At 51.5% G+C, this 26,751-nt stretch carries 27 protein-coding genes; 18 read left to right on the forward strand and 9 right to left on the reverse strand.

Annotated features, from left to right (window positions below; translation table 11 throughout):
- Positions 1–57 precede the first annotated feature (57 nt).
- The 3 genes from HUF18_RS02165 to HUF18_RS02175 all read left to right on the forward strand — a co-directional run bounded on the left by HUF18_RS02165 (position 58) and on the right by HUF18_RS02175 (position 2,228).
- Positions 58–396, forward strand: a complete 339-nt coding sequence (locus tag HUF18_RS02165; RefSeq protein ID WP_225690983.1) for a hypothetical protein — start codon at positions 58–60, stop codon at positions 394–396.
- 59 nt (positions 397–455) lie between these two features.
- On the forward strand, positions 456–860 hold the full coding sequence (locus HUF18_RS02170) for a DUF1801 domain-containing protein (RefSeq protein ID WP_225690984.1): 405 nt from the start codon (positions 456–458) through the stop codon (positions 858–860).
- A gap of 306 nt (positions 861–1,166) precedes the next feature.
- Positions 1,167–2,228, forward strand: coding sequence for a type I restriction endonuclease (locus tag HUF18_RS02175; RefSeq protein WP_225690985.1), 1,062 nt, complete (start codon positions 1,167–1,169; stop codon positions 2,226–2,228).
- Positions 2,229–2,314: 86 nt separating this feature from the next.
- On the opposite strand, the gene HUF18_RS02180 is transcribed toward HUF18_RS02175, so the two are convergent.
- Entirely contained in the window at positions 2,315–3,226 is a 912-nt protein-coding gene (locus HUF18_RS02180) for a LysR family transcriptional regulator (protein WP_225690986.1), read from the reverse strand.
- Between the two features lie 122 nt (positions 3,227–3,348).
- Between HUF18_RS02180 and HUF18_RS02185 the strand changes: the two genes are divergently transcribed.
- Positions 3,349–4,062, forward strand: a complete 714-nt coding sequence (locus HUF18_RS02185) for an NAD(P)-dependent oxidoreductase (RefSeq protein WP_225690987.1) — start codon at positions 3,349–3,351, stop codon at positions 4,060–4,062.
- An 11-nt stretch (positions 4,063–4,073) separates the two neighbouring features.
- A complete protein-coding gene (locus HUF18_RS02190; protein ID WP_225690988.1) occupies positions 4,074–4,460 on the forward strand; it encodes a hypothetical protein in 387 nt (128 codons plus the stop codon).
- An 8-nt stretch (positions 4,461–4,468) separates the two neighbouring features.
- Here HUF18_RS02190 and HUF18_RS02195 read toward each other — a convergent pair whose 3' ends face one another.
- Positions 4,469–4,942 (reverse strand): methyltransferase family protein, encoded by a 474-nt coding sequence (locus tag HUF18_RS02195; RefSeq protein WP_225690989.1) that lies wholly within the window; start codon positions 4,940–4,942, stop codon positions 4,469–4,471.
- A gap of 208 nt (positions 4,943–5,150) precedes the next feature.
- Between HUF18_RS02195 and hemH the strand changes: the two genes are divergently transcribed.
- From hemH to HUF18_RS02210, 3 genes are all read left to right on the forward strand, one after another.
- The gene (gene hemH, locus HUF18_RS02200) at positions 5,151–6,146 is read left to right on the forward strand and encodes a ferrochelatase (RefSeq protein WP_225690990.1); all 996 of its coding nucleotides are present in this window, start codon (positions 5,151–5,153) and stop codon (positions 6,144–6,146) included.
- A 59-nt stretch (positions 6,147–6,205) separates the two neighbouring features.
- Positions 6,206–6,685, forward strand: coding sequence for a LabA-like NYN domain-containing protein (locus HUF18_RS02205; protein WP_225690991.1), 480 nt, complete (start codon positions 6,206–6,208; stop codon positions 6,683–6,685).
- 214 nt (positions 6,686–6,899) lie between these two features.
- Entirely contained in the window at positions 6,900–7,718 is an 819-nt protein-coding gene (locus tag HUF18_RS02210) for a crotonase/enoyl-CoA hydratase family protein (protein ID WP_225690992.1), read from the forward strand.
- A 61-nt stretch (positions 7,719–7,779) separates the two neighbouring features.
- On the opposite strand, the gene HUF18_RS02215 is transcribed toward HUF18_RS02210, so the two are convergent.
- The 4 genes from HUF18_RS02215 to HUF18_RS02230 all read right to left on the reverse strand — a co-directional run bounded on the left by HUF18_RS02215 (position 7,780) and on the right by HUF18_RS02230 (position 12,464).
- A complete protein-coding gene (locus HUF18_RS02215) occupies positions 7,780–8,865 on the reverse strand; it encodes a rhomboid family intramembrane serine protease (RefSeq protein WP_222428566.1) in 1,086 nt (361 codons plus the stop codon).
- The gene (locus tag HUF18_RS02220) at positions 8,858–9,475 is read right to left on the reverse strand and encodes a hypothetical protein (protein ID WP_145469108.1); all 618 of its coding nucleotides are present in this window, start codon (positions 9,473–9,475) and stop codon (positions 8,858–8,860) included. Before HUF18_RS02220 ends, HUF18_RS02215 begins: the two co-directional genes overlap by 8 nt.
- A gap of 228 nt (positions 9,476–9,703) precedes the next feature.
- Entirely contained in the window at positions 9,704–10,117 is a 414-nt protein-coding gene (gene rnk, locus HUF18_RS02225; protein WP_145469109.1) for a nucleoside diphosphate kinase regulator, read from the reverse strand.
- Between the two features lie 502 nt (positions 10,118–10,619).
- A complete protein-coding gene (locus tag HUF18_RS02230; protein WP_225691005.1) occupies positions 10,620–12,464 on the reverse strand; it encodes an ABC transporter ATP-binding protein in 1,845 nt (614 codons plus the stop codon).
- Positions 12,465–12,845: 381 nt separating this feature from the next.
- On the opposite strand from HUF18_RS02230, the gene HUF18_RS02235 reads away from it, so the two are divergent.
- From HUF18_RS02235 to HUF18_RS02255, 5 genes are all read left to right on the forward strand, one after another.
- Positions 12,846–14,009: a type III PLP-dependent enzyme gene (locus HUF18_RS02235; protein ID WP_145469110.1), complete on the forward strand. Its 1,164-nt coding sequence runs from the start codon at positions 12,846–12,848 to the stop codon at positions 14,007–14,009.
- A 139-nt stretch (positions 14,010–14,148) separates the two neighbouring features.
- Complete coding sequence (locus tag HUF18_RS02240; RefSeq protein ID WP_225690993.1) at positions 14,149–15,528, forward strand: peptidoglycan recognition protein family protein; 1,380 nt, start codon at positions 14,149–14,151, stop codon at positions 15,526–15,528.
- Complete coding sequence (locus tag HUF18_RS02245) at positions 15,515–16,078, forward strand: hypothetical protein (RefSeq protein WP_225690994.1); 564 nt, start codon at positions 15,515–15,517, stop codon at positions 16,076–16,078. Before HUF18_RS02240 ends, HUF18_RS02245 begins: the two co-directional genes overlap by 14 nt.
- Positions 16,079–16,080: 2 nt before the next feature.
- Positions 16,081–16,572, forward strand: coding sequence for a hypothetical protein (locus HUF18_RS02250; RefSeq protein WP_145469113.1), 492 nt, complete (start codon positions 16,081–16,083; stop codon positions 16,570–16,572).
- Between the two features lie 10 nt (positions 16,573–16,582).
- Entirely contained in the window at positions 16,583–17,209 is a 627-nt protein-coding gene (locus HUF18_RS02255) for a hypothetical protein (RefSeq protein ID WP_225690995.1), read from the forward strand.
- A gap of 26 nt (positions 17,210–17,235) precedes the next feature.
- Here HUF18_RS02255 and HUF18_RS02260 read toward each other — a convergent pair whose 3' ends face one another.
- Positions 17,236–18,558, reverse strand: a complete 1,323-nt coding sequence (locus tag HUF18_RS02260; RefSeq protein WP_225690996.1) for a metallophosphoesterase — start codon at positions 18,556–18,558, stop codon at positions 17,236–17,238.
- 327 nt (positions 18,559–18,885) lie between these two features.
- Here HUF18_RS02260 and HUF18_RS02265 point away from each other — a divergent pair, with 327 nt between their 5' ends.
- The 4 genes from HUF18_RS02265 (at position 18,886) to HUF18_RS02280 (ending at position 22,255) form a co-directional block, all read left to right on the forward strand.
- On the forward strand, positions 18,886–19,527 hold the full coding sequence (locus tag HUF18_RS02265; RefSeq protein WP_225690997.1) for a chalcone isomerase family protein: 642 nt from the start codon (positions 18,886–18,888) through the stop codon (positions 19,525–19,527).
- 245 nt (positions 19,528–19,772) lie between these two features.
- Positions 19,773–20,210: a gamma-glutamylcyclotransferase family protein gene (locus HUF18_RS02270; protein ID WP_225690998.1), complete on the forward strand. Its 438-nt coding sequence runs from the start codon at positions 19,773–19,775 to the stop codon at positions 20,208–20,210.
- A gap of 476 nt (positions 20,211–20,686) precedes the next feature.
- Positions 20,687–21,295: a hypothetical protein gene (locus HUF18_RS02275; RefSeq protein WP_225690999.1), complete on the forward strand. Its 609-nt coding sequence runs from the start codon at positions 20,687–20,689 to the stop codon at positions 21,293–21,295.
- Between the two features lie 129 nt (positions 21,296–21,424).
- Positions 21,425–22,255 (forward strand): nucleotide-binding protein, encoded by an 831-nt coding sequence (locus tag HUF18_RS02280; RefSeq protein WP_225691000.1) that lies wholly within the window; start codon positions 21,425–21,427, stop codon positions 22,253–22,255.
- Positions 22,256–22,715: 460 nt separating this feature from the next.
- On the opposite strand, the gene HUF18_RS02285 is transcribed toward HUF18_RS02280, so the two are convergent.
- Positions 22,716–24,212: an RsmB/NOP family class I SAM-dependent RNA methyltransferase gene (locus HUF18_RS02285; protein ID WP_225691001.1), complete on the reverse strand. Its 1,497-nt coding sequence runs from the start codon at positions 24,210–24,212 to the stop codon at positions 22,716–22,718.
- Positions 24,213–24,344: 132 nt separating this feature from the next.
- A complete protein-coding gene (locus HUF18_RS02290; RefSeq protein ID WP_225691002.1) occupies positions 24,345–25,361 on the reverse strand; it encodes a helix-turn-helix domain-containing protein in 1,017 nt (338 codons plus the stop codon).
- Positions 25,362–25,700: 339 nt separating this feature from the next.
- Here HUF18_RS02290 and HUF18_RS02295 point away from each other — a divergent pair, with 339 nt between their 5' ends.
- Entirely contained in the window at positions 25,701–26,546 is an 846-nt protein-coding gene (locus HUF18_RS02295; protein ID WP_225691003.1) for a metal-dependent hydrolase, read from the forward strand.
- Positions 26,547–26,751: the final 205 nt, after the last annotated feature.

Genomic DNA, 26,751 nt, shown 5'->3' on the forward strand with positions numbered 1-26,751 from the left:
AGAACCATGTTTTAGTTTGTTTATAGCTGATAGATTGCTTTTATATAGGGATTGATCATGAAAGCGCTTCCGATATTGCTAATGTCATTTTTATTGGGTTGCGCGGGCCCTGGTTCAAATTCAGATTATTACCGCCTGAATTCCAGGGCAGGGTGGGAGCCTGGAGTGACACCAGATCAACTTCCACACTACGTAACCTGGAATAAAGCCGTTGATACCCTGATTGAGAATCCGGACAGCGTTGACCTGGTAGCTCAGGGGCACTCTTTACAGGTAAATATTATCCTCAAAGATAAAACACTTATTCAGACCATTGAGCCTGATATTGATACGATTTTTATGGTGATACGAAAATGTGGTTTACCCTGTGAGCACATCGGGCTGGTAACTGAGTAGGGGCTTCGGCTCTTATAAAAAAGAGCAGATTGGACACCGGATGACAGCAGAGATTTTGAATGGATAAGAACGTAAAAACCCGTTTCGATCAGTACCCGGACTCTGCCCGTCATCAGCTTTCCTCGTTGCGGAGCCTGATTTTTCAGACCGCTGAAAATCTGCAGTCAGGTGCCGTTGAAGAATCTCTGAAATGGGGTGAGCCTAGCTACAGTGCTAAAACAGGCAGTCCGATCCGGATCGGCTGGAAGCCTGATACTCCGCATAACTATTATCTGTTTTTTAACTGCAACACCAAACTCGTTGATACCTTCCGGGTTTTGTATGGCGATGTATTGGCGTTTCAGGGCAACAGGGCCATTGTATTAAACCTCTCCGCTGTGTTGCCTGAACCTGCGCTGCGCCATTGTATTGAGCTTGCCCTGACTTATAAGAAGCGCAGGCATTTGCCTCTCCTTGGGGTATAGCAATGCTGACTATTCGATAATGGCATTTGAAATAATTCTGTAGTCCTCAGTGACTTCTGGTCAAAGGTAATCTCTTTTCGTGAAGAATACTTCGGTATGACAATTAAAGTACGAAGTACAAGTGTTCAATAATTGTAGGTAATGTTCTTCTTATATGCATATTTTTGATATGAAATATCGCCCTGAGATAGATGGAATCTAGTTGCATTCTGATTTAACGACTGTTCTTGAATAGTGCATTTTAAATGCTTTCAGCAATCGAAGTGCTTATGTTATTGTCAGTAAAAATACTGATGGAGAGTGGAAATGGACTTAATAGATCGTATTGCTGACCTTGCTAAACGCATTGATAGTATGGGGCCAAACTTACAGACAGAAGAGGCTACCAAAAATGCTCTTATCATGCCCTTTATTCAAAATCTCGGATACGATGTATTTGATCCATCGGAAGTTGTACCAGAATATACGACAGATCATGGTGTTAAGAAGGGAGAAAAGGTCGATTATGCGGTCAAAAAGGATGATGAAATTATCATGCTTTTTGAGTGCAAGAAGTATGGAGCAAAACTGGTAGCTGAACATGCAAGCCAGTTGTATCGATATTTTTCTGTATCAGATGCACGCTTTGGTGTCTTGACCAATGGTCAGCAGTATATGTTCTTTACTGATCTGGATCGACCAAATCAGATGGATGAGAAGCCTTTTTTTAGCATCGATCTTCAGAACTTTGAGAGACATGAAGTTGAGGAGCTAAAAAAATTCACGAAGAATTCTTTTGATCTTGAAAATATTCTCAATACAGCAAGTGATCTGAAATATACAACAGAGGTTAAGAAAATACTGGGTAAGGAACTGGATGATCCATCTGATGATTTTGTCCGGTTTTTGTCGGCACAAGTATATTCTGGTCGATTTACGCAAGCAGTGATGGAGCAATTCAGGGGAATTGTTAAAAGAGCCAATCGGCAGTTGATTACAGAGAAAATTAACGACAGGCTAGAAACTGCTTTGGCACATCCATTGTCTGAAGATAAAGAAATATTACACACTGATGTTAATCCCGATGAGGCTCAGGGTGATAATGGTATTGTCACAACTGAAGAAGAGATCGAAGCCTATAATATTGTTAAAGCTATTTTAAGGTCTAAAGTCGAAGTTGGCCGTATTGTAATGAGGGATACAAAATCATACTGCGGTGTTTTACTGGACGACAATAATAGGAAGCCAATTTGCAGGTTTCACTTTAACTCTAAACAAAAATATTTGGGCTTGATGAAAGAGAAAATTGAGTCAAGAGAACCGATTGATAGCCTCGATGAGATATTCAAATACAGTGATCAGCTTGTTGCTACTGTTGAAGAGTACTAAGTAATAAATGTATATTCAGGCCCTGTGAATTCTAATCTACAGGGCCTATTTAAGATATAAATCGGACCTCATTTTGACAGATGTACTCACTCCTCCGTCAGCATCTCTGCCAACAAATCAAATACCCGCTTAACTCGCGGATTGGTGCGTAATTCCCGGTGGCAGACCAGCCACAGCGGCACGGTTACCGGTGCGCCGCGTTCGCTGAAGGCTCGACGGAACGCTGGCTCGGCATCGCCAATCTGTTGCGGAAAAAAGCCAAGGCCATTGCCTTGTTTGACGAGTTGCCATTGCAGCATCTGAAATGTGGTGACGATGGAAAAATTCTTCTGGCTCAGCTGCCAGCCATGCTGGTTAAGAATATTCATCAGTCTGTCGTTACGTTCAAAACCGATAATCTGAATATGTGGGTCAATGCTTGTTTTGCTCTTGCCGGCAGTCTTATTAACCGTATCCAGATTATTAAGGTACTCGTGGCTGCCGTACAGCCAGATAGGTTCATCGGCGAGTTTCCTGACGATTAAATCGGGCTGTTCGGGGCGGAGGCTGCGGATAGCAATATCGGCTTCACGGCGCTGTAAATCGCTGATGTTGTTGGAGACCACAATTTCCAGCTGGATGCCGGGCTCGTGCTGGCGGATAGCGTCGATCATGGCGGGCAGGCGGAAGATGGCGTCAATTTCGCTGGCGGCAATACAGACCGGGCCTTCGGTCAGTTGTGATTGCCCGGCGGCCGTTAAAGCAAAGCGGTTGGCGGCTTCACCCATGGGGCGCAGGTGCTCAAGCAGGGCAGCGCCGCTGTCGGTCAGCTGCAGTCCTTTACCGACCCGCTCAAACAGAGTGATGCCGAGTTCCTGTTCCAGTGCCGCGACCTGACGGCTGAGGGTGGGCTGGCTGGTATTGAGCAGACGTGCAGCGGCCGACAGAGAGCCTTGCTCGGCGCTGATTAAAAACGCGCGGGCGTGGTTCCAGTCGAAGTTTACCGAGCCCCAGTCCATAGTCTTCCCTCCTTAAATTCATTGTGCTTATACAGATATGTATATGAATGATGCAACTTTAGCGGATTTCTATACGTTTTGCGTATGGATAAGCTGGGCAAACTGAAATGAGGGCTCAGGCTATGAAGAAAATCTGCATCGTTGGTATCTCGGGCAAACTTGGCCAGTATATGACCGAACACGCGCTGGCACGGGGTTATGAAGTGGTGGGCGTTTGCCGCCCGCAAAGTGTCGCTAAGCTCAGCCGCTTTGCCGGACAGATCCGTATTTTTCCCGGTCGTACGGATGAGCGCGAGGTTATCCGTGCGGCGGTCGCCGATTGTGATGCGGTGCTGACGGTGCTGGTGCCCTGGGGCGTGCAGGGCTACGCCACCAACACGGCGCAGGCGGTGCTGGATTTTGCTCCGGCAGAGGCACGCCTGGTGTTTTCCTGCGGCTGGCATATTTCGCGCGACGGTAAAGACCGTTATTCCTGGCAGCTGCGTTTATTCGTCGCGCTGTTCGGGCGGCTGGCACGCTGGTTACGGCTGGCGGATCTGAGTGATCAGGAAGAGGCCTGCCGCCGGGTGTTTAACAGTAAAAGACGCTGGACAGTGGTGCGTGGCAGCGATCTGGAAGAGGGCGAGGCGGAAGGTCTGCCGCGCTGGAGCGGGCATGTGGGCGATGCCGTTCTGGCCAGTAATCTGACCCGGCGTACCGACTTTGCGCTGTTTATGGTGCATGCTGTGGAAGATGACAGTCTGATTCAGCAGGCGCCGGCAATTGTTGGCTGCCAGGCGCCGTCAGCTCTGATGGCCAGAGCCGACGGAAAATATCAGAAGCCACTCAGCGGCTGAGGAGATACAGGATGGATGCAGCAGCAGCGCAGGCCCTGTTGAAGGGCGCCTGCTTACAACAGGCCAGTCCGGCTGACAAAATATTGCAGGCCACAGAGCGTGCAGGTTATCTGGATATTGCAGGCCTTAATCTGCAGTTTGATCGTGGCCATCTGGCGGTTTTTAATCCGCTGCGTTTGTTGTGCGACAGTGGCGTCGCCCTGAGTTTGCAGGCTTTGATTGGCTGTCGCGTTACCTCGGTCAGCCTCAGCGAGGATGATCTGGAACTGCTGTTTGATGACCGCCTGTTATTACGTATTTCTTTGCGTGATGAAGATTACACCGGGCCCGAAGCCGCGGTGTTTTACGCGCCGCCTGACACTGGGGGTGTAAATGCCGCTCCGCTGATGGTGTTCTGAATACGGCCTTACAGCCAGCGTCTTACCCGCTGACAGTAAGCGCGGTATTCGTCGCCGAATAATTCACTCAGGGCTTTTTCTTCGGCCTCAATCTGAAAGTGATTCATATAAGACATAAACAGCGGAATGCACAGCGCGCTCAGGTAATTACCCAGCACCATCGCCAGCGCGCCAAGCAGCAGTACGAAGCCTGTATACATGGGGTTACGGCTCAGGCGATAAACCCCGGTCTGCACCAGTGTGCTGGCCTGTTGCGGGCGCATCGGATTAACGGTGGTGCGGGCGCGGCGGAAGCTGGCAACTCCGGCCAGGCAGAAGACGGCGCCGGCGAAAAACAGGGCCAGCGTGATAACCAATAGCGGAGAGCGCAGGCCATGCCAGCCGCTGATATGGCCGGTACGCAACATCACCGGTAATAACATCAGCAAGGCGGTAAGGCCAGCCAGCAGCAGTGGCGGTATTTTTAACTGCAGAAATTTCATCGCTGTACTCCATCATGGGGTTGCTGCGCGCAATCGGCAGACACTGGCATCATGACAGAGTTATTCCCCCTGTATACAGACCTGAATTTCACCCAATACCGGCTTGCCTTATAGGCTTTCATCAGCCAGATCAGATAATCACGGATGACCCTCTGCCACGGTTCCGATAAACTTAGGCAAAACTTATACAAGGCAGGAGATTACGCCCGTGAATTTGCCTCAACGCCCGCCTTTTGGCGTGCTGCTCGCCAACCTTGGTACTCCCGAAGCGCCGACACCGAAGGCCGTGCGCGAATATCTGGCTGAATTTCTCTGGGATAAGCGCGTGGTCGATGTGCCACGGCCGCTGTGGTGGCTGATTCTGCATGGCGTGATTCTGCGTATCCGTCCGGGTCGGGTAGCGAAGGCCTATGCCTCGGTCTGGGGCGAGCATGGTTCACCGCTGATGACCATTTCCCGTGCCCAGCAGCAGGCTCTTAAAGAGGCCTTAAAGGCACAGTATGGGTGCGATATTCCGGTGGTACTGGCGATGACTTACGGCCAGCCGTCGATGGAGCAGGCCGGACGTGAATTGCGCGCCGCCGGTGTCGATAAAATGCTGGTGTTGCCGCTGTATCCGCAGTTTTCTTCCAGCACCACAGCGGCGGTGTTTGATCGTCTGGCTAAGGCGCTGAAGCCTTGTCCGCATCTGCCGGAAACCCGCTGGGTCAACGAATACCATCAGCACCCGGCGTATATCAAAGCGCTGGCTGATTCGGTGCGCGAATACTGGGCAGAGCACGGTCAGGGCGACCGTTTGCTGATGTCGTTTCATGGTATTCCGCAGCGTTATGAAGACCGTGGTGATCCGTATCCGTCACAGTGCCGGGCAACCGCTGCGGCGCTGGCAGCCGAGCTTGGGTTAAGTGAAGAGCAATGGCTGTGCTCGTTTCAGTCACGCTTTGGCCGTGAAGAGTGGGTGAAGCCTTATACCGATTTTACCCTCACCGACTGGGGTAAAGCCGGTGTTGGCCGGGTGGATGTGATCAGCCCAGCCTTTGCTGCCGACTGTCTGGAAACCCTGGAAGAACTGGATGTGGAAAACCGCGAAACCTTCCTGCATAACGGCGGCCGCGAGTATCACTATATTCCCTGTCTGAATGACCGTGCCGATCATATCGGTATGATGGCGCAGCTGGTGAAGGACAATACTCAGGGCTGGTAGCCAGATTCGTGTTCACAGGCCTTGGCAGCCCTTTTTATGGTTAATTTTCCGGCGGATTTATGACAGAACGCATTGCCCTGTTTGTCGATGTGCAGAATATTTATTACACCACGCGCCAGACCTTCGGCTGCCATTTTAATTATCAGGCCTTCTGGGATCAGCTGACCGCCGGGCGCGAAGTAGTGCGCGCGGCGGCCTATGCCATCGACCGTGGTGATGCGGCGCAGATGAATTTTCAGCGCATTCTGCACAACATCGGTTTTGAGGTACGGCTTAAGCCCTTTATTCAGCGCCGCGATGGCTCGGCCAAAGGCGATTGGGATGTGGGCATCACCATTGATTTACTGGATGCCGCGCCTGAAGCCGATATCGTGGTGCTGGCCTCCGGTGATGGCGACTTTGATCTGGCACTGGAGCGGGTTAAACGCAGCGGTGCCCAGGCCTGGGCTTTTGGTGTTGAGGCGTTAACCGCCCAGGCGCTGATTAAAGCCGCTGACCGCTTTATTGCCATCGATGAGTCGCTGTTGCTGCGGCGCTGAGCCTTGTTGTTTTAACCCGGCTGTCTGAGCCGGGTTTTTAGCAGCCAGTTGTGCCTTATTTGCTGAGCGCTGCGCTTTTGGGTTTCTGATCTGTTCAGATTGATCATGGCTGACGGCCGTAATCTGTGAAATCATCGCCTGCAGAATCATACGAGGCTGAGCCTGAACTACAGGCCAAACCAGCCGGATACCCCCGAATACTATGGACAACCTTATGAGCAGCACCGACCGTATTCTCTGTGAAATCAAAGATCATATTGCTTACGTGTATATGAACCGCCCGGAAAAACTCAACGGGCTGGATATGCCGATGTTTAAAGAGATGATCGCCTGTGCGAAAAAACTGCGTAAAAACCGCAGTGTGCGCGCCGTGATTCTCGCTGCCAAGGGCGACTCTTTCTGTGCCGGTCTGGATTTTAAAGCGCTGAGCAAAGATCCGATGATGGTGCCTAAAGTCTTTTTAAAATGGCCCTGGACCAAACAGAATATCGCCCAGCAGATTGCCCATTGCTGGCGTGACCTGCCGGTGCCGGTTATCTGTGCGATTCACGGTAACTGCTTCGGTGGCGGTATGCAGATTGCGCTGGCCTGCGATTACCGTATCGCCACGCCGGATGCCAATTTATCCATTATGGAAATGAAGTGGGGCCTGATTCCTGATATGAGCGGTATGGTGACGTTGTCACGTTTAACCCGCGTGGATATCGCCCAGGAACTGACCATGACCGGCCGTCAGTTCAGTGCGCAGGAAGGTTATGAATATGGTCTGCTCAGCAAGCTGTCGGCCGATCCGCTGGCTGATGCTCAGGCACTGGCAGAAGTGATTGCCAGTAAATCGCCGGATGCCATTGCCGCCACCAAATATTTATTCAAAAAATCCTGGAAAGCCGATACTTGGAAAGCACTGCGCTGGGAGCGTTGGGTGCAGGCACGTTTGCTGGGCCGTAAAAACCAGCGTATTGCCATGGCCAATGGTCTGGCCGGTAAAGATAAAGAGCCAAAACCCTTTAAAGATCGTACCTCTTTTAAATAATAAAAGTTCCGGACGAAAAAACGGGCGCTGTAAGCGCCCGTTTTTTTATGCCGGATACTATTCAGCGCAGTAGCTGAGCGTGCGGCTTAGCCAGCATAGCAATGACCGGATTGCGCTCCATCACGAAGTTTTTCAGCAGCAGCGCAATAACGACGCCGATAATAAAACCACCGATGTGTGCCCAGTAATCGATACCACCGCCGCCAACGGCCATACCAAACAGGTTAATGCCTAACCAGATCAGGAAGTACCAGGCTGCTGACAGTTTTTTCTGCCAGACAACAATCATAAAGGTCAGGCTGGCATGGCGGAACCAGATCATATACATACCAAACAGACCGGCAATTGCACCGCTGGCCCCTACGCTTGGAATGGTGCTGTTCCAGTTCATGCCGATACTGAAGGCACTGGCACCCAGACCACAAATCAGATACAGACCAAGGAAACGCCAGCGGCCAAGAGCATCTTCGAGGTTATCACCGGTCAGCCAGAGGAAGTACATATTGCCGAGCAGGTGCATCAGGCTGCCGTGCAGGAAGGTTGCCGTTAATGGCGTCCACAGATGTTCGCCATGGGCAAAATCGGATGGTGTGCTGGCAAACAGCTCAAAAACCTGATTGGTCATTTCATCGCTGGTGGCATAAGTAAAATAAATCAGGCAGTTGATAATAATCAGCGCCCAGGTCACCACCGGAGTGCGATGCGGTTTAACGTTATATTCCACCGGCATTTGCGACAGAAACTGGAACAGCCAGGTTTTCCAGCTGGTTTTCTGGTTGATGTTGTTTAATACATCACGCAGGCGTGGCGAGTGTTTAACTTCTTCCAGTTCGTCGTGGTCAATCCAGGTGCCGTCACACTTATGACAGATATCGACCTCCACCTGAAAAGATTCGAGCAGATGGTAGTTGTACAGTTTAGCGTTGCACTGCGGACAGTCGGCATCGGTTTGTCCCAGACGCTTGCCCAGCTGTTCTTCAAACTGAACGGCATCGTCACCATTATCGAAGGCGGACAGCAGAGAATTCAGCTCGTTCTTTTCAAACCACATGCCGCCGCATTTGCGGCAGACATCCAGTTCTTCGCCCTCATAGGCCATTGGCGTCAGCAGGGAATTACTGCAGCGCGGACAATATTTATTACTCACCGGCTACTTCCTTATCTTCATGGACATCAACGTTGTATACCAGCAGCTCAGCCGCCAGCCTGTTACCGTTTTCGGCCAGTTTTGGTAATACGTTCTTTTCCATATTGTCGAGTTGCTCTGTCAGCAGCTTGGTTGCGTATGACGGGCCATAAGTGAACTTTTCACGCTTCTCAATCAGATCATCCACGGTGCGGTAGAAGTTCTGAATTTCGGTCAGGAAATAGCTCGGAGTTTCCAGTGTGTTAGGAGAGTACTTCATAGTCTCCCAGACATAACGGCCGATTTTCGGATTGTTCTGCTTCAGTTCCTGTACCGAAATGCCACGGGCGAAATATTCTTCGTTGTATTTACGCAGAATTTTTACGTTCGTGTTGACTTCGTCATACAGTGACTGACGCAGGTAATAGTTGGTCTCTTTACTGGTAATATCATCAAACAGGATGGCTTGCTGCAAACCGGCCTGGGCGGCCAGATACACACCGGCAATGGTGGCTGCAATCATTAATAAATGGCCGATCCAGAAACCAGAGCTGGTCAGATCCCTGTGGTCCGCATGTGCCAGTTTTTCTTTCACCGGCCGGCTGAGTACGGATAATACTTTCATTGGCATGCTGCCTCCCTGTATGAATTCAGGGCGGCATTATAGCGACTGAAACGCAGCTGCCATACAGCGCTGACATGAAAATAACAAATATATTAATGCTTAGGTGCGAGGAGTCTGGATAAAGATGCCAGACACCGTGGATTATCGACGCATTTTATCGGCATTATTTATCTGAAAAGAGACGTGGTTCACAGACGCAGGGCGCCATTAACTACAGGCACCCCGCGAGGAAAATCAGCGGTGGAATTCCCCGGCACTTTCCGGTTGATACAGAATCTCTCCGATAGAGACCTGCATCGGCTTGCCGCTGGGACCTGGCCACTCAATTTCATCGCCAACCGACAGACCAAGCAGGGCACTGCCGACCGGCGCCAGAATAGAAATTGTACCGCCCGTGGTGTCCATGTCTTTTGGATACACCAGCGTCAGACAGAATTCCTCCTGCGTATTTTTTACCTGAAAACGCACAGTAGAATTCATGGTAACAACAGTTGCCGGAACATCGCGCGGCGCGACAATCTGAGCCCGTTCCAGCTCTTCTTCCAGCTCATTCATTCCCGGGAAGGCTTTGCCGGGCAGGGAATCCAATAAACGTTCCAGGCGCTCCAGATCAAGACTGGAAATAATAATGTTCGGCTTGCTGCTCATAAAACTGACCTGTTTGTAGGTAAGGCCCGCATGAAAAAAACGCCCCGCAGCAGAGCTGCGGAGCGAATAAGGGATTACGGGAATAAAGATTAAGTTACAATTGTGTTAATAATAAAGCAAGGGGTCATAAACGGCCATGGTATGAATGCCGCGGTGCTTATGTTTTGTCTTACTTTCTGCCAATAAAACTACTGGTCCGGTTTACCCGAATTGTGTCCACCTGAGCGTAAAGACCGGCTTAATGCGGCTTTTACTCTTCGCCGATAAAGCCGCCGGTCCGGTTTGTCTGAAATGAGCCCAGAGTGGGCGCAAAGACCGGCTTACTCTTCATCATTTAATCTTCGCCAATAAAGCCGCCGCTCCGGTTTGTCTGAAATGAGCCCAGAGTGGGCGCAAAGGCCGGCTTACTCTTCATCATTTAATCTTCGCCAATAAAGCCGCCGGTCCGGTTTATCTGAAATGAGCCCAGAGTGGGCGCAAAGACCGGCTTACTCTTCATCATTTAATCTTCGCCGATAAAGCCGCCGGTCTGGTGCGCCCACAATTGCGCGTAAATTCCACCTTTGGCAATCAGTTCCTGATGCGTGCCCTGCTCAGCAATACGGCCCTGATCGAGTACGATCAGGCGATCCATCGCGGCAATGGTCGATAACCGGTGAGCAATAGCTATCACGGTTTTATTTTCCATTAACCGGTACAGACTTTCCTGAATGGCGGCTTCGACTTCCGAGTCCAGCGCGGAGGTGGCTTCGTCCAGAATCAGAATGGGCGCGTCTTTTAATAATACCCGGGCAATGGCGATACGCTGGCGCTGACCACCGGACAGTTTTACCCCACGTTCACCGACCTGAGCGTCGTAGCCCGTGTTGCCTTCCGGATCGTGCAGTTCCTGAATAAATTCGTGCGCTTCGGCCTTGCGCGACGCTTCCAGCAGTTCGGCTTCGCTGGCATCCGGGCGTCCGTAGAGAATATTGTCACGTACGCTGCGGTGCAGCAGCGAGGTATCCTGAGTCACCATGCCGATATGTTTGCGCAGTGAGTCCTGAGTTACGTCTTTAATATCCTGACCATCGATCAGAATACGGCCGGAATTCAGGTCGTAAAAACGCAGCAGCAGATTAACCAGTGTCGATTTGCCGGCACCGGAGCGTCCGACCAATCCCACTTTCTCGCCGGCTTTGATATGGATATTCAGTGCCTCGAATACCTCTTTATTCTGGTTGTCTTCATGTCCCTGATAATGGAATGAAGCCTGCTCCAGGCGGATTTCGCCCTGATTTACGTTCAGTGCTTTGGCGTCAGCGCTATCCTGCACCTGCGGGGTTTTGGACAGCGTTTTCATGCCGTCGGCAACGGTGCCGATATTTTCAAACAGGGCGCTGACTTCCCACATAATCCACTGCGCCATACCGTTGATGCGCAGCGCCAGCGAGATCGCAATGGCAATGGCGCCAATACTGATGGCGCTATCCATCCACAGCCAGACGGCGATGGCGGCAATGGTAAAAGCCAGCAGGTAATTAATGACGTTAACGGTCACATTCAGACCCGTAACCAGACGCATCTGGCGGTACACGGTATCCATAAAGCCTTCCATAGAGTCGCGTGCATAATCCGTTTCACGGTCGGTATGTGAGAACAGCTTTACTGTCTGAATATTGGTGTAGCTGTCGACAACGCGTCCGGTCATGGTGGAGCGGGCGTCGGCCTGTTCGGTGGCGATGCGTTTCAGCTTGGGTACAAAGTACAGTTGGGCAAGAATGTACAGCGCCAGCCAGGCAAGCATTGGCAGCATCAGGCGCCAGTCGGCCAGTGCCACCATGACCAGTACCGAGGTGAAATACACCAGAATATAAACCGCCAGATCCATCAGCTTCATAACGGTTTCGCGCACCGCCAGAGCGGTTTGCATCACCTTGGTGGCGAGGCGGCCGGCAAATTCATCCTGATAAAAACCGAGGCTTTGCTTTAACAGGTAGCGATGGGTCAGCCAGCGGATTTTCATCGGGTAATTACCCAATAACGTCTGATGCACCAGCAGGGTGTGGAAAAAGACGACTAAAGGCATCACCAGTACGACCATCAGTGACATCAGCAGCAGGCGGCCGCCTTCTTCAGCGAGCAGGGTGTCGGGTGTGCGCTGACTCAGCCAGTCAACCAGATTGCCCATAAAGCCGAACATCATGACTTCCAGCACCGCCAGCAGAGCCGTCAGCAGCGACATAAACACCAGCGGTACTTCCAGACCACGGGTGTAATGGCGGCAGAAAGCAAAAATTCCGGCAGGTGGCTGCTGCGGGTGTTCCGGAGGAAAGGGATTCACAAAACGTTCAAAGAGTCTGAGCATACTGGTCATATAAAGGCAGGAGTGAAACAGCCCGACACCTTAGCGGAGCAGGCTTATGAATGTAAGCGCTGAAAATTGATTTCACTGTTCGGGCGACGGAATAACGCGCTGAGAGAGGTTGCTGGTGTAAACCCGGTGTTTTACTCTGCCGGAGTGCTAACGCGGCTGTAGCGCTTTGTCAGGACGATTCAGGCGCATTGCTGGCGGATTGCTGTGAATTTGCATCCCTTTGAGCAAAGATTCTGATCGCCAGACGTGTTACGATTTGAAAATGTGATCGTTAGGACAAAGAAAAATCACTGTACTACCGCGCAGATAAGCCTATCTTTGCGCGACTTTTTTCATTCACATCACTACCCGGATAAGGAGGTAGCGAGCCCAATGGTTGTTCAACCTGAAGACTACTACGATGCCGAGAGCTTTGCTCGCCTGAAAGAATTTGCCGACAAACAGGAAACTCCTTGTCTTGTTGTCGATAAACGTATTTTTGAGCGTCAGCTTGATGAACTGATCAGCAGTTTTCCTTATGCGAAAACTTACTACGCCATTAAAGCCAACCCGATGCCTGAACTGCTGGGCATTCTGCGTGACCGTGGCTGTTGTTTTGACGTAGCTTCACGCTACGAGCTGGATAAAGTTCTGGCACAGGGTGTGACAGGTGACCGTGTAAGCTATGGCAACACGATCAAGAAAGCCCGGGATATCCGCTACTTCTATGAGAAGGGTGTGAACCTGTTTGCTACCGACTCAGAAGCCGACCTGCGCAATATCGCCAAAGCGGCGCCGGGTGCGCGTGTATTTGTGCGTATTCTGACTGAAGGTTCGCAAACTGCCGACTGGCCACTGTCGCGTAAATTCGGTTGTCAGACCGATATGGCGATGGACCTGTGCCTGCTGGCGCGTGATCTGGGTCTGGTGCCTTACGGTATTTCTTTCCACGTAGGTTCTCAGCAGCGTGATATCGGTGCCTGGGACTCGGCGATTGCCAAAGTGAAGGTAATTTTCGAACGTCTGAAAGAAGAAGACGGCATCGAACTGAAAATGATTAACCTGGGTGGTGGCTTCCCGGCCAACTACATCAGCCGTACCAACGATCTGAAAACCTATGCAGAAGAAATTACCCGTTTCCTGCATGAGGATTTCGGTGACGAACTGCCGGAAATCATTCTGGAACCAGGCCGCTCACTGGTCGCCAACGCCGGTATTCTGGTCAGCGAAGTGGTGCTGGTCAGCCGTAAAGACCGTTACGGTCTGCACCGCTGGGTATTTACCGATGTGGGTAAATTCGGTGGTCTGATCGAAACCATGGACGAGTCCATCAAGTATCCGCTGTTTGTGGAGAAAAAAGGCGAACTCGAAGAAGTGGTTCTGGCTGGTCCGACCTGTGACAGCGCCGATATTCTGTACGAAGACTACAAATATGAGCTGCCACTGAATCTGGCATCCGGTGATCGTCTGTACTGGTTCTCAACCGGTGCTTACACCACTACATACAGTGCTGTGGAATTCAACGGCTTCCCGCCGCTGGCTTCTTTCTGCATCTGAGCAGGCTCCGGTCTGCTATATAAACCGCCTGCGGGGTAACCTGCCGGCGGTTTTTTTATGCCCTTCGCATGGTGGCGGTTGGTCAACAGGCGCGAAAAGGGTATCTTGTCTGCAACGATCTCATACACAGGGAGGATGTATGCAAGCCGTACCTCTGGAATTGCTCATCAATGGCCTGACGGTAGCCGCCGGTGCTGCCTTACTGGTCGAACGGTTTACCGAAATTCTCAAACACGTAAAAGAGCGCGCCAACAAATTCTTTCTTGAACGTGATGCTGAAGCGGCCAGACTGGCAGCGCTGAAAACGGCGCAGCAACAGGCCGCAGCCATCCAGCAGCATTTACAGGCCGGCCATGCGCCCGACGTTGCGGTCTTGAAAGCGGCTGCCGCCTCTGCTGAAAGTTCCGCTGCCGGAACAGACAACGACACCGCTTCTTTTGAACAGCATACGGCCATCAGCGTTGTTCCTATTCCTGTTATCTCCACAGAAAGTGCTGCGCTTAATTTATTTATGCGCCTGGCCCCTTTGGGGTTGGGCATTATTCTCGCCGGTATTTTTGATCTGCATTTATTAGCGATGTTTACCGGACAAACCGTAACAGATATTCCAACGCTGTGGGGGCAGGGCAATTGGCACGCAATTATGCTGCAATCGCTGGACACTCTGTTGTCGGGTTTATTGATTGGTGGTGGCAGTCAGCCGGTGCATGTGCTGCTGCTGTTTTTAACTACCCGCCGCTTAACCGACAGTGAGAAGCAGGCGCTGCAACAGGTGGTTGATCCGGGTGAAGAAGCACACTGCCAGCCTGTACCGCAGGCGCCGGAAGTTGCCGCAGCGACTAACGATGATCGTAGCGGCAGCCTTTTAGCCGGCCCGGATATTCACTATGCCGGCGGCGTTAATCCGCAGAGTCTGGAACAGGTTCACCGCCGCAGCGGTGATCCGGAGCAGATTGTTGTACACCACACGGCGATGAATTCGGCGTTGGGTTTTAATGCCATTGTGGATGAATTTATCGGGCAGAAAAAATGGCTTACCGGTTATCACTGCGTGATTATGCCCGATGGCAGTATCCGCCCGTTCTGTCGCTGGGACCGTATGGGTAATCATGCCAAGGGGCACAATGACCGCACGCTGGGCATTGCCTTTCATGGCAATTTTCATAATCAGGAACATGACCGCTTTGCCAACAGCGATGGCCGCTATGGCGCGCTGAAACCGACCGCTGCGCAGCTGGATGCCGGAGCCCGGGTGATAGCCCTGTGGCTGAATCTGTATCCGCAGATGTCCGGCGTGCTGACACAGGCAGTAGTACCGCACCGTGCACTGGCAGGCGCTGACACCGTGTGTCCGGGAAATCAGTTTCCTTTTGCCGAATTACTCAGCCGTACCGATGCCTATTGCAGCGCCTGGCAAACATCCGCCACAGCTCAGGCCGGGCTGCAGGCATTCCGCCAGAAACCCTATATTTATGCCCTGAGCACAACCAGCGCAGGAGGTCAGCATGGACAGCTTTGATTCCGCATTAATTATGCTTTGCAGTGCGTTGTTTTTCTCCTTATTACTGGAGCGCCTGCTGGAAATTCTGAAAGCCCTGTACGATTTTTTTGAAGTACGGCTGGGCTATCAGAGTTACTGGAACCGCACCGCGCAACGTCTCAGTGAACAACTGGATGGTCTGCGTCAGGCGGGACGTGTTCAGGCGGAAGTGAGCAAAGCGGTCAACGATTACTTACGCACCGATTATCCGGGGCTGGAAGGTGTGGAAGCTTTATCGGCGGCGACGCTGCGCTCGCTGACTATTAAAGCCGTCAGTAAAATTCTGGCCATTATTATTGGTATATTGCTGGCGTTGCTGTTGGGCATTAATTTATTTGCCTTAATCGAACAGCTGAACAGCCAGATCGGCGGTGCCGCCTATGACGGCTATTTTTCCAGCCGTTATATCCCCGGCTGGCTGGGAGAATGTCTGACCGGTATTGCTATTGGTCTGGGCAGTGGTCCGCTGCATAAAATTATTGAAGCACTGGAAAAATCCCGCAAAAACCGCACGGATAAAGGAGCCTGAACATGGACAAGCTGCATATTGGTTTATGGCTCGCCGAACATCTGGATACAGTAATTGGCTTTGTATTATTGCTCGGTGCTTGCCTGATGCTGCCGAAAAGTGTGCGTTGGTATGTTTTTACCGGTGGCGCTGCTTTGCTGTTGATGAACCTTTGGCAGGTGGCGCGAGCACGGGAAAAATTAAAAAAACTGGATAGTGAACGTTCTGCCCTGCAGGAGCAGCTGAGCGGATTAAAAGACGCCAGCGAGCAACTGAAGCAGCGTAATCAGGAGCTGGAAAAACAATCGGCTGAACTTGAGCAGCAACGTCAGGCGTTATTGCAGCGCCAGCAGGATCTTGCCAGTGGCGATGCGGCATTGCAGCAACAGCAGGAAGACATTAACCGTCAGGTTAACAACCACGCTGAGCAGCGCAATGCATTGCAGGACGAAAACCAGCGCGTGCTGGATGCGCTGGCCAAACTGAAACAACTGGAAGCAACCTCACAACTCTGACGGAGGCTATATGCTGGTTTTAACAAGGATGGCTTTACTGAGCAGTGTTATCGCTGTTTTTGCCGGGCAAAGTGTACAGGCAGAAGAGACTACCTGTGAAATGCTGATCACACCGGCAAATCTCAGTCAGCAGACCATCAATGGTCAGGTTGTTTATCTGCTGCCTGCCGACAAGGTACAGCAAACTCAGAACATTACCGGCTGTGTTAATTACACTGAGTTGTTGCAGAAAAATCAGGACGACAGCCGTAAAGCCAGTGCCGATATTGCTGCATTGCAGCAGCAGAATGCTGATCTGACCCAGCAGCTGGAAAAATACCGCATACTGGTGGCGGATCAGACGCAGCTGGGCGACCGCTATAGCCAGCTGAGTACTCAGTATCAGGATCAGGTTAAACAATGCCAGGCGCTGAATATGAATCTGATTTCAGTGGCCGATAAACTGGATACGTTATCCGGAGAATACCGCAGCATTGCCGTACAGTCGCTCAGCCGTTACCGCGTGGGCGCTGCCGTTGGCGGTGGCAGCGAAGGTTTTGCCAGCCAGCTGCATGTTGGCTATGACACACTCAATCTGTTTCTTCATAATTACGATGATAAAACCAGCGCGTTAATCGGTGCCGAGCTGCGTTTTTAAGACGCAGTCCGGCCGATTGAATACCGTTAATGTTGCTGGCTGCGTTGTGGAAAGGTCAGCATAACCTGTTCTGTGGTGGCACCACTTTCATCATTGGGGGTGGTGATCATCCTTACCTGAATATCATCACCAAGCGTGATATGCGTAAATCCCCAGACCATGCCCTGCAACCACAGCTCCTGATATTCAGCATAGGTTTTTTTCTGATATGCCTGAAACGGCGTATGAATTGGCCGCTGTTTTGCCGCAGCACCTGAAACAATGATTGGCAGTGGTTTTAATTCTTTTCCGTTTGCACTGTTATATTGCTGGCAGTCATCCTGATGAGCTTCCAGATCATGCTCATGCCCGGCCAGATAAAGATCGGCAAACTCGCACAGCATAGGCATTAATAACGGGCGCAGGGCGCGGGCCTCTTCAAATTTACTGCCCCCGGATGACCAGAGGGGATGATGTCCGGCAACAATTTTCCAGCGTGCTGAAGACTGCTTCAGGGCATTTTCCAGCCAGTCTAGCTGCTGCTTTTCCTGTCCCTTTGGTTTCTGCCAGTCATCATAGTGTTCCGGACTGTTATGCTTTTTTTCGCTGCCGTCAGGGTTGAGCTTGTCTTTTAAAACCGTTGTTCCGGCCAGCAATAAATTGGTATCAATAACAAAGAACTCGGCATCACCGCGATTAAAAGAATAAAAACCGGGTTGTGGTAAAAACATTTTATTATCGTCACGGCTGGCCCAGGCAATCTGTGCATCACGACCGGCGCGGGAGGTTTGCCAGTCATGATTGCCCAATACGCCGTAAATACGGAAATCATCATGGCTGCTGACCAGTTGGCGGAAAGGCAGATCGAGAATATCGAGGAAACGCTGCTCATCACGCTCACTGCCATCGCCACCGGCCGGATAAATATTGTCGCCGAGCATCAGCGAGAAATCACAGCGATTGCTCTGACAATACTGTGTCATGGCGCTAGCCACGGCATTCAGTCCGGTGCGTTCGACGACATAATCTGTGCCACTGAGACGATGCATTGGCGGTGCAATAAAATCTGCGGGTGGCAGACCCTTCTTTTCCCAGGCAGCGCGTTCACTGATCAGAAATTGCTGGCGGGTTTGCGGGTTATTTAAGCTCGCCTGTTTTGGATAATCGTAATGGTAACCGCTGTCACCAAAGGCAATAAAAGCAACGGGTTGCTGTGTATCAGCCAGTGGTACTTTGTTGAATGGCTGATTTTGCTGCACATTGGTGGTTGTCATCGGCTTGTTCTGACAGGCCGCCAGCAGTGCAGAAACAGTGGATACCAGTAAAAAAGTGCGCAGTTTCTTATGGCCGTATTGCAGTCGCAGTGTCATTTCATTCTCCGGTTAAGGCAATTGCCCGCTGTTGTAGCATGGGTAATGCAGAGAATGGATGACAGTGGGGGTCTGTTTGGCTCACGCTAATGCGGATTTCTGGTGGTTAATGCGGTTTTTATCAGGAATAAGAAGGAGAATTTAAGGGAAACCTTCCAATACCCGTCAGGCTAAAGGCTTACAAGTGCAGTCTTGCGGTCGTTCTCCGGAGTGGTTAGAGTGCAGGGCTGAAATGCTGGTAAAGGATGTTGCCAGTGTTGCCTGTTGTGATCTGTGGGTTTTCCTTACAGGACATAATCGGGCGCTAATAATGATAAGGAGTGTCGTATGAAAATATTCTCAGCCGCTTTTTCCCGCCTTTTTAATTTCCAACCCCGCATTGCTGTTGCGGCCTGTTTTTCGGTGCTGATATTAATGCTGTCAGTACATACTCAGGCACGGACCATTGCCGATACCGAATTCCCCGATGTGCTGGAAGCGACCGGCGAGTTTCCACAGATGACACTGAATGGCGCCTCGGTGCGTAAATATTATTACGTGGTCGATATGTATGTGGGCCTGCTGTATATGCAGAACCCGGGACGTTCTGAACAGGCCGTGATTAATGATGAGGGCTACAAACGCATGGTATTCCACACGCTGCTGCCGCGTGCCAGCGGGCGTCGTGTTGCCAAGGCGCTGTACGATGCATTGAACCTCAGCAACGAAGAAGCCGAGGCATTAGGTGCGCCGATTGACGAAGTCATTGAGATGTTCGATGTCAGCATGAAAAGCGGTGACGAAACCCACGTCGAATATGTTCCCGGCGTTGGCACCCGCATTATCGTTAAAAATGAAGTGCGCGGTGTGATTGCCAGCAAACGTTTATTTGATGCGTTTCTGGGAATCTGGATTGGCGCCAAGCCGTTCAGCGAAACTTTTAAAGCGGAAATTCTGGGTACCGAAAATGCCCTGATTGCGCATGAATAATTGCTTATGAAGAGCGTGCATAAATAGCCGCTCATAAATCGCAGCATATAAAAAACAGGAATGCATAATTGCCTTTCCTGTGCTTAATCCGGGCGGTTTGCAGCTGCACACCGTCTGGCATCAATATCCCTCTGTTTCTCTTCGTTGTTATTTTTCGCTGCTTTCTTTTGCGCGATTTTCTTTGACGCGATTTTTCTTTTTAGGTTTGGCGTTTTACACTGCGGGCAAAATTCTGAGAGTCAGCCATGAACGACTGGTTGTTTGTCTACGGTACTCTGCAACAGCACTGGCTGGCGGATGAATCGAAGTGGCCTGCCGCAGCCGATAAACAGGCATTACGGCAATTGCGTCGCGCATTGCAGCAACAGGCACGCTGGTGCGGGCCGGCACAGATCCGTGGCCGTCTGTATCGTGTGGCTCATTATCCGGGGCTGATCTGTGATCCGCGCGGTGACTGGATCAATGGCGACCTGTACGCCTTACGTCAGTCACAGACTTTACTGCCACTACTGGATGCCTATGAAGAATGCAGCCCGGCGTTTCCGCAACCGCATGAATATCAGCGCGTGCGCTGCCAAGTGCAGGTTATGGCGGAGAATGGTCAGCGGACGCTGACAAGACGCGCCTGGGTATATCGCTATAACCGTTCTGTGGCGGGGCTGGAGCGGTTGGCGGGTTACTGAAAAGTGCTTCACGGCTTAACGGTTTTTTAATCAGCGGGTAGGGTGGGCACTGCCCACCAAATGCTCTGTAAAGAAAGCCGCTGCTCAGCAATGAGTGGCGGCTTTCTTGTGGGTGATCGCGTAACTTTGAATGTAAAAAAATACTGATATATATACAGTATATTTTGAATTCTTTTGAAAACAGGCACACTTTACATTCGTGCTTGCCCGTTTTGCCGGAGGGTAGTAACTTAACCGTCAAATGAATCAATAGCTTGCCCTCAGAGTTACAGGAGGGATTTGCAAGCTGGGTATAAAGTTAGCTGCACAGAAAGCCGGAATTAACAGGCGTGCGCGTTTTTCTGGAAGGGATTTTCAAGTTATGAAAGATTTCTTAGAAGAGTCAATGAATTACGCAGGCTTTCCCGAAAGTGTCGCTCAGGATAAATGCGCATGCACACTAATATACTGTTACGTGTACAACGGAAGTTATTCCCATGATTAAACTATTGATAAACAGTTCAGGTCGAGCCGAAATGAGTGAAACCTCTTTTGGTGGTAAACCAGTCAAAAATATAGGTGAAGATTTTCATTGGCCTAAGTGCTCTTGCTGTAAACTTCCAATGCAGTTTTTGGCGAAGCTCAGAATTGACGAAGAACTACATCAAATATTTATGTGCCAAAACGATCCCGGAATGTGCGACGACTGGGATGCTAACGGCGGGGGCAATACTGTAGTCGTAATAAAACCCTTCGAGCTCGAATTCGTCCAGGAACTTTCAGAGGGTGAAACTCTACGAGAAACAGAGCACTCTGCGAAGGTGGTTTCGGTTGATGGAAATGACTATGAAGCAGCAAGAAGTGAGTGGGCAGAAAAGAATGGCATTAGTCCTAGAGAGGTATTAGACCAAATTTCTGGTGAACCCTCTTGGATTCAAGGTGATGAAACACCAAATTGCACTGTGTGTAACAAGCCTATGGAATTTGTAGCTCAATTGGAGCAAGGGCCAGACTGGAAAACTGAAATGAACTTTGGAGGCGGTGGGGTGGCGTATTCGTTCCGCTGTACATGTAATGGTTCTGCAAAGTTTTTATGGCAGTGCTAAACCAGCACGTAACAAGTCAAATCACTCGGACTTGGCAAAGCTGTCATCTTTTTTGTTCCAAAAAAGCCGCCAACTTCATCAAGCCGGTGTTTGAGGCGTTAGCACTCAATAAAGTATGGAGACATTAAGTTGAGAAAACCAAGATTATTTATAGCTTCATCAGTTGAGAGCTTGCCAGTTGCTGAAGCTGTGAACGTAAATCTGGATCATGAATTTGAAGTGACCTTATGGAAGAATGGTACTTTCAAACTTTCATCATCAGCAATTGACGACCTTGTCGAAAAGTCATCGTTTGTAGATTTTGCTCTTTTTATATTTGCTCCAGATGATATAGCTACGATCCGCAGCAGAAGTGAGCATGTGGTCCGAGACAATGTAATCTTTGAAATGGGCTTATTTGTTGGGGCAATTGGTAAATCTCGTTCATTTATATTAAAGCCTCGCAGTATCGAGATGCATCTTCCAACTGATTTGTTAGGTGTTACTCCTGCTGATTATGATGCAAGCAGGTCAGACGGTGATTTGGTATCAGCAACAAATCGTGCTTGCTCATTAATAAAAACAGAGGTTGAGCGGTTAGGTCTTATAAATCATGAAAGCCTTTCTGAGTCCAAAAAGATAATCGCTAACCCAGCTACCTATGTACTCAAAGAGCAAGACTATAAATTTCTTGCAGCATGCTTGCAAAGTCATACTGCTGATCCTGAAGGTTTGCCATTTCATAGAATCGCCAATAGCTTTCGTGGTGCAAATGAAGCAGCTCTACAGCTATCATTAATAAAGCTAGAGAGAATGGGCTATTTAAGTAAAACCGTAGAAACTGATCATCAGGATGGCTACGACTTTTATGCTTATTCAATCACTGAAATGGGAGTCGATGTATTGTTGCAGAACGAAGACGTTCTTCAGCCAAAAGTTCCTGAGGTTCCGAAAGGCATTAAGAATGATGTGCCGTTCTAGTGCTAACAAGGCAATCTTGCGGAACTAAGAAATTATTTACAAGACTACTCCCGACTTTCGTATTACTGCGCTACTGCTTTTCAGATCCGGCTATGAACTGAAATTTCATGTTCCAAAGTCAGTTTTTTGAAATACGGCTGAGCGGGTTACTGTCACCGGCGATCGTGCGGCGCCAGACAACCAGATGATTCTGCGGCCTTCAGAGCAAAACCCTGCCCCGGAACGATACAAATTATGGGTATTTTAAAACGTCGTTCCGGGGCGAATTGTTTTGCGTGCCGCATAATCATTGCAGTTGGCTGGATGAAGCCGGACGCGCCGAAAAGAAAGGATCGGAAGGAGATACCTCTCCTTGCAGGGGGCCAGGGGCTGAGCCCCGGAAAGACGTTTCAGGCTGAAACGCAGTAACCAATTAAGCTTCAGCCGGAGTGACCCCCCGTCACTCCGGCTATAAAACCGCTCAGCTGCCTGCCTTCTTCATCACCGCCACAAACATACAGTCGCAGTCATCTTCTGGTGCGCCGAGCATCTGCTGGCTTTGCAGGCTGAAGGCCGGGTTGGCCTGCAGGAAGGCGCTGACGATGTCTTCGTTTTCGCTTACCTGCCAGCTGCAGGTGGCGTACACCAGCATGCCGTCGGGGCGCACGGCCGGTGCGGCCTGGGTCAGTATATTCAGCTGAATCTGCTGCAGCTCGCTGCTGTCGGCGCTGTTAAAGCGCCAGCGCGCATCAGGGTTGCGGCGCCAGGTTCCGGCGGAGCTGCAGGGGGCGTCGACCAAAACTTTGTCGAAGCCCTGCTGACGGGCAATTTCCTGTGGCAGACGCAGTGGTGCAGCGGCGTCCCACAAAAAAGTCCGCACATTACGCGCACCGGCGCGGCTGGCGCGGCGTTTTAATTCATCCAGTTTGTGCTGATGCAGGTCGGTGGCGACTACGGCGCCTTTGTTGTTCATCTTCGCTGCCAGAGCGAGGGTTTTGCCGCCGGCACCGGCGCAGGCATCCCAGATTTTATCGCCGGGGCGGGCATCGAGTGCGGCGGCAATCTGCTGGCTGGCCAGATCCTGAATTTCGATCACGCCGTTACGGTACAGCTCGCTGCTGTTCACGCCGCGGCCACCGCTGGCGCAGAGGTGGTCGTCACGCAGCTGGGCGCTGACGCCTTCTTCCTGCAGGCGCAGTTGCAGGGCTTTCAGCTCCCGTGCGTCGGCCGGTAATTCGTTCAGGCGCAGGTCGTTGATGCGTAACCACAGCGGCGGGAAGCCATTCTGCATCTGCAGGAAACGCTGCAGGTCGCTGTCTGACCACTGGCTGCGTTTGGTGCGCTGTTGCAGCAGTGGCAGAAAGGACGGACGCACGCCGTGCCAGAGCAGGGCAAGCGGGGATAAAGGTTTGGCTTTTACCTGATGTTCAATGCTGGCAAACAGGTGGGCGCGTTGTTCGTCCTGGCGCACCATACGCACGAAATTCCAGGGCTGCAGGCTGCGCAGCTGAATCCAGTACCAGAACGCACTGGGGTGCATGGTATCGGCTGCGGCGGGTTGCCATTGTTCATCCCAGCTTTGCCAGTCGTGCTTTGCGGCATGGCTGGCGCTGACGCCGTTGCGTTCATTCAGCATATCTTCCAGGGCGCAGGCCAGTTGCTGAAAGCGCAGGGCGCTGAACATGGCTTCGCTCAGGGCGCGGCTGTTGTCGGCGCTGTCGGCCTGACGCGGTGCGCGCAGCTGGCCACGCAGCCAGCGATCAAGCGGCGGTTTTACCGCCTGTGACTGCCATTGTGACCAGAGCTGGATAATACGGGCTTCATCACCGCTGCCGCGGCGGCCGTTAGCTGAACCTGAAGCGGCGCGGCTCTGGCGTTGTTTCTGCGGCGGGCGCGAACTCTGGCTTTTGGCCGGGCGTTGTTTGCTTTTTCCGAAGGTGGAGCCGGAATTTTTGGCCGGGCCATGAGATTTACGCATAGAGAGTATCTGCCGTTGCGGAGCGAAAGGGGCCTTAGATACGGAAAAGCCGGGAGTGTGACCAGTTAAAAGAGTTTATAGGTGTAAGCGTCTTAATTCTTTTTAGCTATCGGTTGCTGTAACCGCCCGGATTCAGGCGCTTTGCCGGTATTGCGAGGGTGATACGCCGGACCAGGCTTTGAAGGCCTTGGCGAAGTTACTGGCGTCGCTGTAGCCCAGTTGCTCGGCGATCAGGTCGATCGCCAGGTCCTCCTGCTTCAGCAGGCGCTGGGCGTGGCGGTAGCGCACGTCGTCTTTCAACTGCTGAAAACTGCTGCTGTCGGCTTTGAGTTTGCGGTTAAGGGTGGCAGCCGACATGCAGAGCATGGAGGCCACATGCTCAACGGTAGGCATATCCTGCAGCCGGTCGTTGAGGATTTCCCGTACTTTGCCGCTGACAGAGCCGCTCTGGGTCAGGCTGGTGAGTGCGTTCTGCAGTTGCTGCTCGGCGAGGGTTTCCAGCTCCGGGTTAAAAAAGGGCAGCGGATGTTCCAGTGCATCGGCCGGCCAGGTCAGGCTGTTGTCGCGCTGTTCTCCGATTACGCTGCAATGCGGCAGGGTGCTTTGCCGGGCCAGATCGGTCGGGCAGACCATGCGGATGCAGCTTTCAGCCGTCAGGCCATAGCTGCCGACCAGAGTGCGGCAGATGGTTTCGACGCTGCTGAGAAAGGCCAGGGTAATAAAGGGGCCGGCAACCGGATTATCAAAACGCGGGGTAATGGTCAGGTGGCGGTGATGTTCGCTGCTGGCGCGGGCGATTTCAAAAATCTGGGCGCGGGTTTCAACATAGCGCATCACCTTTAATGCCGCATCGCCCATGGTGGCACTGTACTGCGCGGCGTAGCCCAGAGCGCCGTGCTTGGACAGGGTCATGCGCTTGCCGTATTCCAGCGCGATACCGAGGTCATTGGTCAGGCGGCAGAAGCGTTCAATAACCTTCAGGCAGGATTCATGGCCGACGGGCACGCCGGGCTGAAACAGAATCTGTTCCGGCAGGCCCGAATCAATCAACAGGTCGGCGGCCGATATGCCGCGCTCGAACGCCAGTTCGGTCAGCAGAATCAGATAGTCGGAGGAGATGCTGTAGGCGCCGGTGCCGATGGTCTTCATGCCTGATGTTATGCCTGTTTCTGCGGTTATTGTTTTTGCTTTTTTGTGCCGGTATTGCCGTATCCGTCAGGGATCTGCTCCGGCGACTGCGTTTGCGCTTTTTGCACTGGAGACTGCAAGCTTATCACCGGGGGACAGTTGCCCGAGTATGTCATAGTGCTGAGCATGTCAGGATGTCTTATCTGGCCACTGTTATCCGGGCACTTTTATCCGGCTAATGTTAAATGACAACGACGCTGTACCCGGTTACAGCAATAACCTGTCTGCAGCCTCCCTCGATCCGTCGCGTTATAAGGCTCAGGTTGCCGGCAGACCCTGTTCTATCTCTGGAGTAACACCATGACTGAGCACAACAATAAATCACAGTCGGTAGAAATCAAACCACGGCGCATGGCGTTCGATACTGCTGCTCCGATGCGTAAGTACACCTTTAAAGATAACTCGCTGGTCAGCACGTTTTTTTATGCGCTGTCGGCACTGTTTCCGGATGGCGAGCGCTTCTTTATTCACTCGGTGCGTAACTATCAGAACGAAATCAAAGACCCGGTATTGCTGGCGCAGATCCGCGGCTTTATCGGTCAGGAAGCACACCACGGCCACTCTCATGAAGGGCTGAACAATACCATCGACCAGATGGGCTTTCCGATGCACGAAATTACGGCCCGGCTACAGAAACGGGTAGCCATGCTTAAGCGCACGCTGGGTCGTGGCCGTCAGCTGGCACTCACGGTAGCGATGGAGCATTTCACCGCATCTATGGCCGAGTTTCTGCTGAAAAATCCGGAAATTCTTGATGACGTTGATCCGACCATCCGCCAGATGCTGATCTGGCACGCGGTGGAAGAAATCGAACACAAGGCGGTGGCCTTTGATATTTACCGTCTGAAAGTGAATAACGAAAAACTGCGCAAACGCGTGATGTTTATTTCGATTATCGGCCTGTTCTCGCGTCTGGCGTACTACCAGTTCCTGATGCTGAAAGCCGACCGACATTTCCCCAGTCTGCGAGAGTGGGTTGAAGCGACAAGATTCTTCTGGGGTAAAAAAGGCATTCTGCGTGACAACCTGAAGTCGATGCGTCTGTTCTTCCAGGATGGCTTCCATCCGTGGGATATCGACCAGCATGATCTGATTGACGGCTGGCAGGAACGCTTCCCCGATATTGCGGCCCTGCAGATGAACTGAATCCAGATTAAAGGACGCAAACAAAACCCCGCTCGCGCGGTAATGCCGTTCAATTAAGCAACCAGCCAGCGCTGACTGCATTTGAACAGCCTTTGCGGGGCAAGCCCCTGCGCCCCAATCCGGGGAACTTTGTAGTGGTCAACTAATTCCGGACACGGTCTTAAGTAATTCTTCGGCTGCCGATGGGCTCAGCCCATTGTTAGCA

This window comes from Thalassolituus sp. ST750PaO-4 (assembly GCF_020320405.1).
Classification (GTDB): domain Bacteria; phylum Pseudomonadota; class Gammaproteobacteria; order Pseudomonadales; family Oceanobacteraceae; genus Venatoribacter; species Venatoribacter alkanivorans.

Coding starts and splice junctions, on each gene's coding strand:
- HUF18_RS02195 (WP_225690989.1), bottom strand. CDS start 4,942: ATGAAATTTCTGCAGTTAAAAATACCGCCACTGCTGCTGGCTGGCCTT.
- HUF18_RS02205 (WP_225690991.1), top strand. CDS start 6,206: ATGACAGAACGCATTGCCCTGTTTGTCGATGTGCAGAATATTTATTAC.
- HUF18_RS02190 (WP_225690988.1), top strand. CDS start 4,074: ATGGATGCAGCAGCAGCGCAGGCCCTGTTGAAGGGCGCCTGCTTACAA.
- HUF18_RS02250 (WP_145469113.1), top strand. CDS start 16,081: ATGGACAAGCTGCATATTGGTTTATGGCTCGCCGAACATCTGGATACA.
- HUF18_RS02255 (WP_225690995.1), top strand. CDS start 16,583: ATGCTGGTTTTAACAAGGATGGCTTTACTGAGCAGTGTTATCGCTGTT.
- HUF18_RS02230 (WP_225691005.1), bottom strand. CDS start 12,464: ATGCTCAGACTCTTTGAACGTTTTGTGAATCCCTTTCCTCCGGAACAC.
- HUF18_RS02170 (WP_225690984.1), top strand. CDS start 456: ATGGATAAGAACGTAAAAACCCGTTTCGATCAGTACCCGGACTCTGCC.
- HUF18_RS02185 (WP_225690987.1), top strand. CDS start 3,349: ATGAAGAAAATCTGCATCGTTGGTATCTCGGGCAAACTTGGCCAGTAT.
- HUF18_RS02240 (WP_225690993.1), top strand. CDS start 14,149: ATGCAAGCCGTACCTCTGGAATTGCTCATCAATGGCCTGACGGTAGCC.
- HUF18_RS02290 (WP_225691002.1), bottom strand. CDS start 25,361: ATGAAGACCATCGGCACCGGCGCCTACAGCATCTCCTCCGACTATCTG.
- HUF18_RS02295 (WP_225691003.1), top strand. CDS start 25,701: ATGACTGAGCACAACAATAAATCACAGTCGGTAGAAATCAAACCACGG.
- rnk (WP_145469109.1), bottom strand. CDS start 10,117: ATGAGCAGCAAGCCGAACATTATTATTTCCAGTCTTGATCTGGAGCGC.
- HUF18_RS02180 (WP_225690986.1), bottom strand. CDS start 3,226: ATGGACTGGGGCTCGGTAAACTTCGACTGGAACCACGCCCGCGCGTTT.
- HUF18_RS02275 (WP_225690999.1), top strand. CDS start 20,687: ATGATTAAACTATTGATAAACAGTTCAGGTCGAGCCGAAATGAGTGAA.
- HUF18_RS02210 (WP_225690992.1), top strand. CDS start 6,900: ATGAGCAGCACCGACCGTATTCTCTGTGAAATCAAAGATCATATTGCT.
- HUF18_RS02245 (WP_225690994.1), top strand. CDS start 15,515: ATGGACAGCTTTGATTCCGCATTAATTATGCTTTGCAGTGCGTTGTTT.
- HUF18_RS02220 (WP_145469108.1), bottom strand. CDS start 9,475: ATGCCAATGAAAGTATTATCCGTACTCAGCCGGCCGGTGAAAGAAAAA.
- HUF18_RS02260 (WP_225690996.1), bottom strand. CDS start 18,558: ATGACACTGCGACTGCAATACGGCCATAAGAAACTGCGCACTTTTTTA.
- HUF18_RS02265 (WP_225690997.1), top strand. CDS start 18,886: ATGAAAATATTCTCAGCCGCTTTTTCCCGCCTTTTTAATTTCCAACCC.
- HUF18_RS02235 (WP_145469110.1), top strand. CDS start 12,846: ATGGTTGTTCAACCTGAAGACTACTACGATGCCGAGAGCTTTGCTCGC.
- HUF18_RS02285 (WP_225691001.1), bottom strand. CDS start 24,212: ATGCGTAAATCTCATGGCCCGGCCAAAAATTCCGGCTCCACCTTCGGA.
- HUF18_RS02175 (WP_225690985.1), top strand. CDS start 1,167: ATGGACTTAATAGATCGTATTGCTGACCTTGCTAAACGCATTGATAGT.
- HUF18_RS02270 (WP_225690998.1), top strand. CDS start 19,773: ATGAACGACTGGTTGTTTGTCTACGGTACTCTGCAACAGCACTGGCTG.
- HUF18_RS02165 (WP_225690983.1), top strand. CDS start 58: ATGAAAGCGCTTCCGATATTGCTAATGTCATTTTTATTGGGTTGCGCG.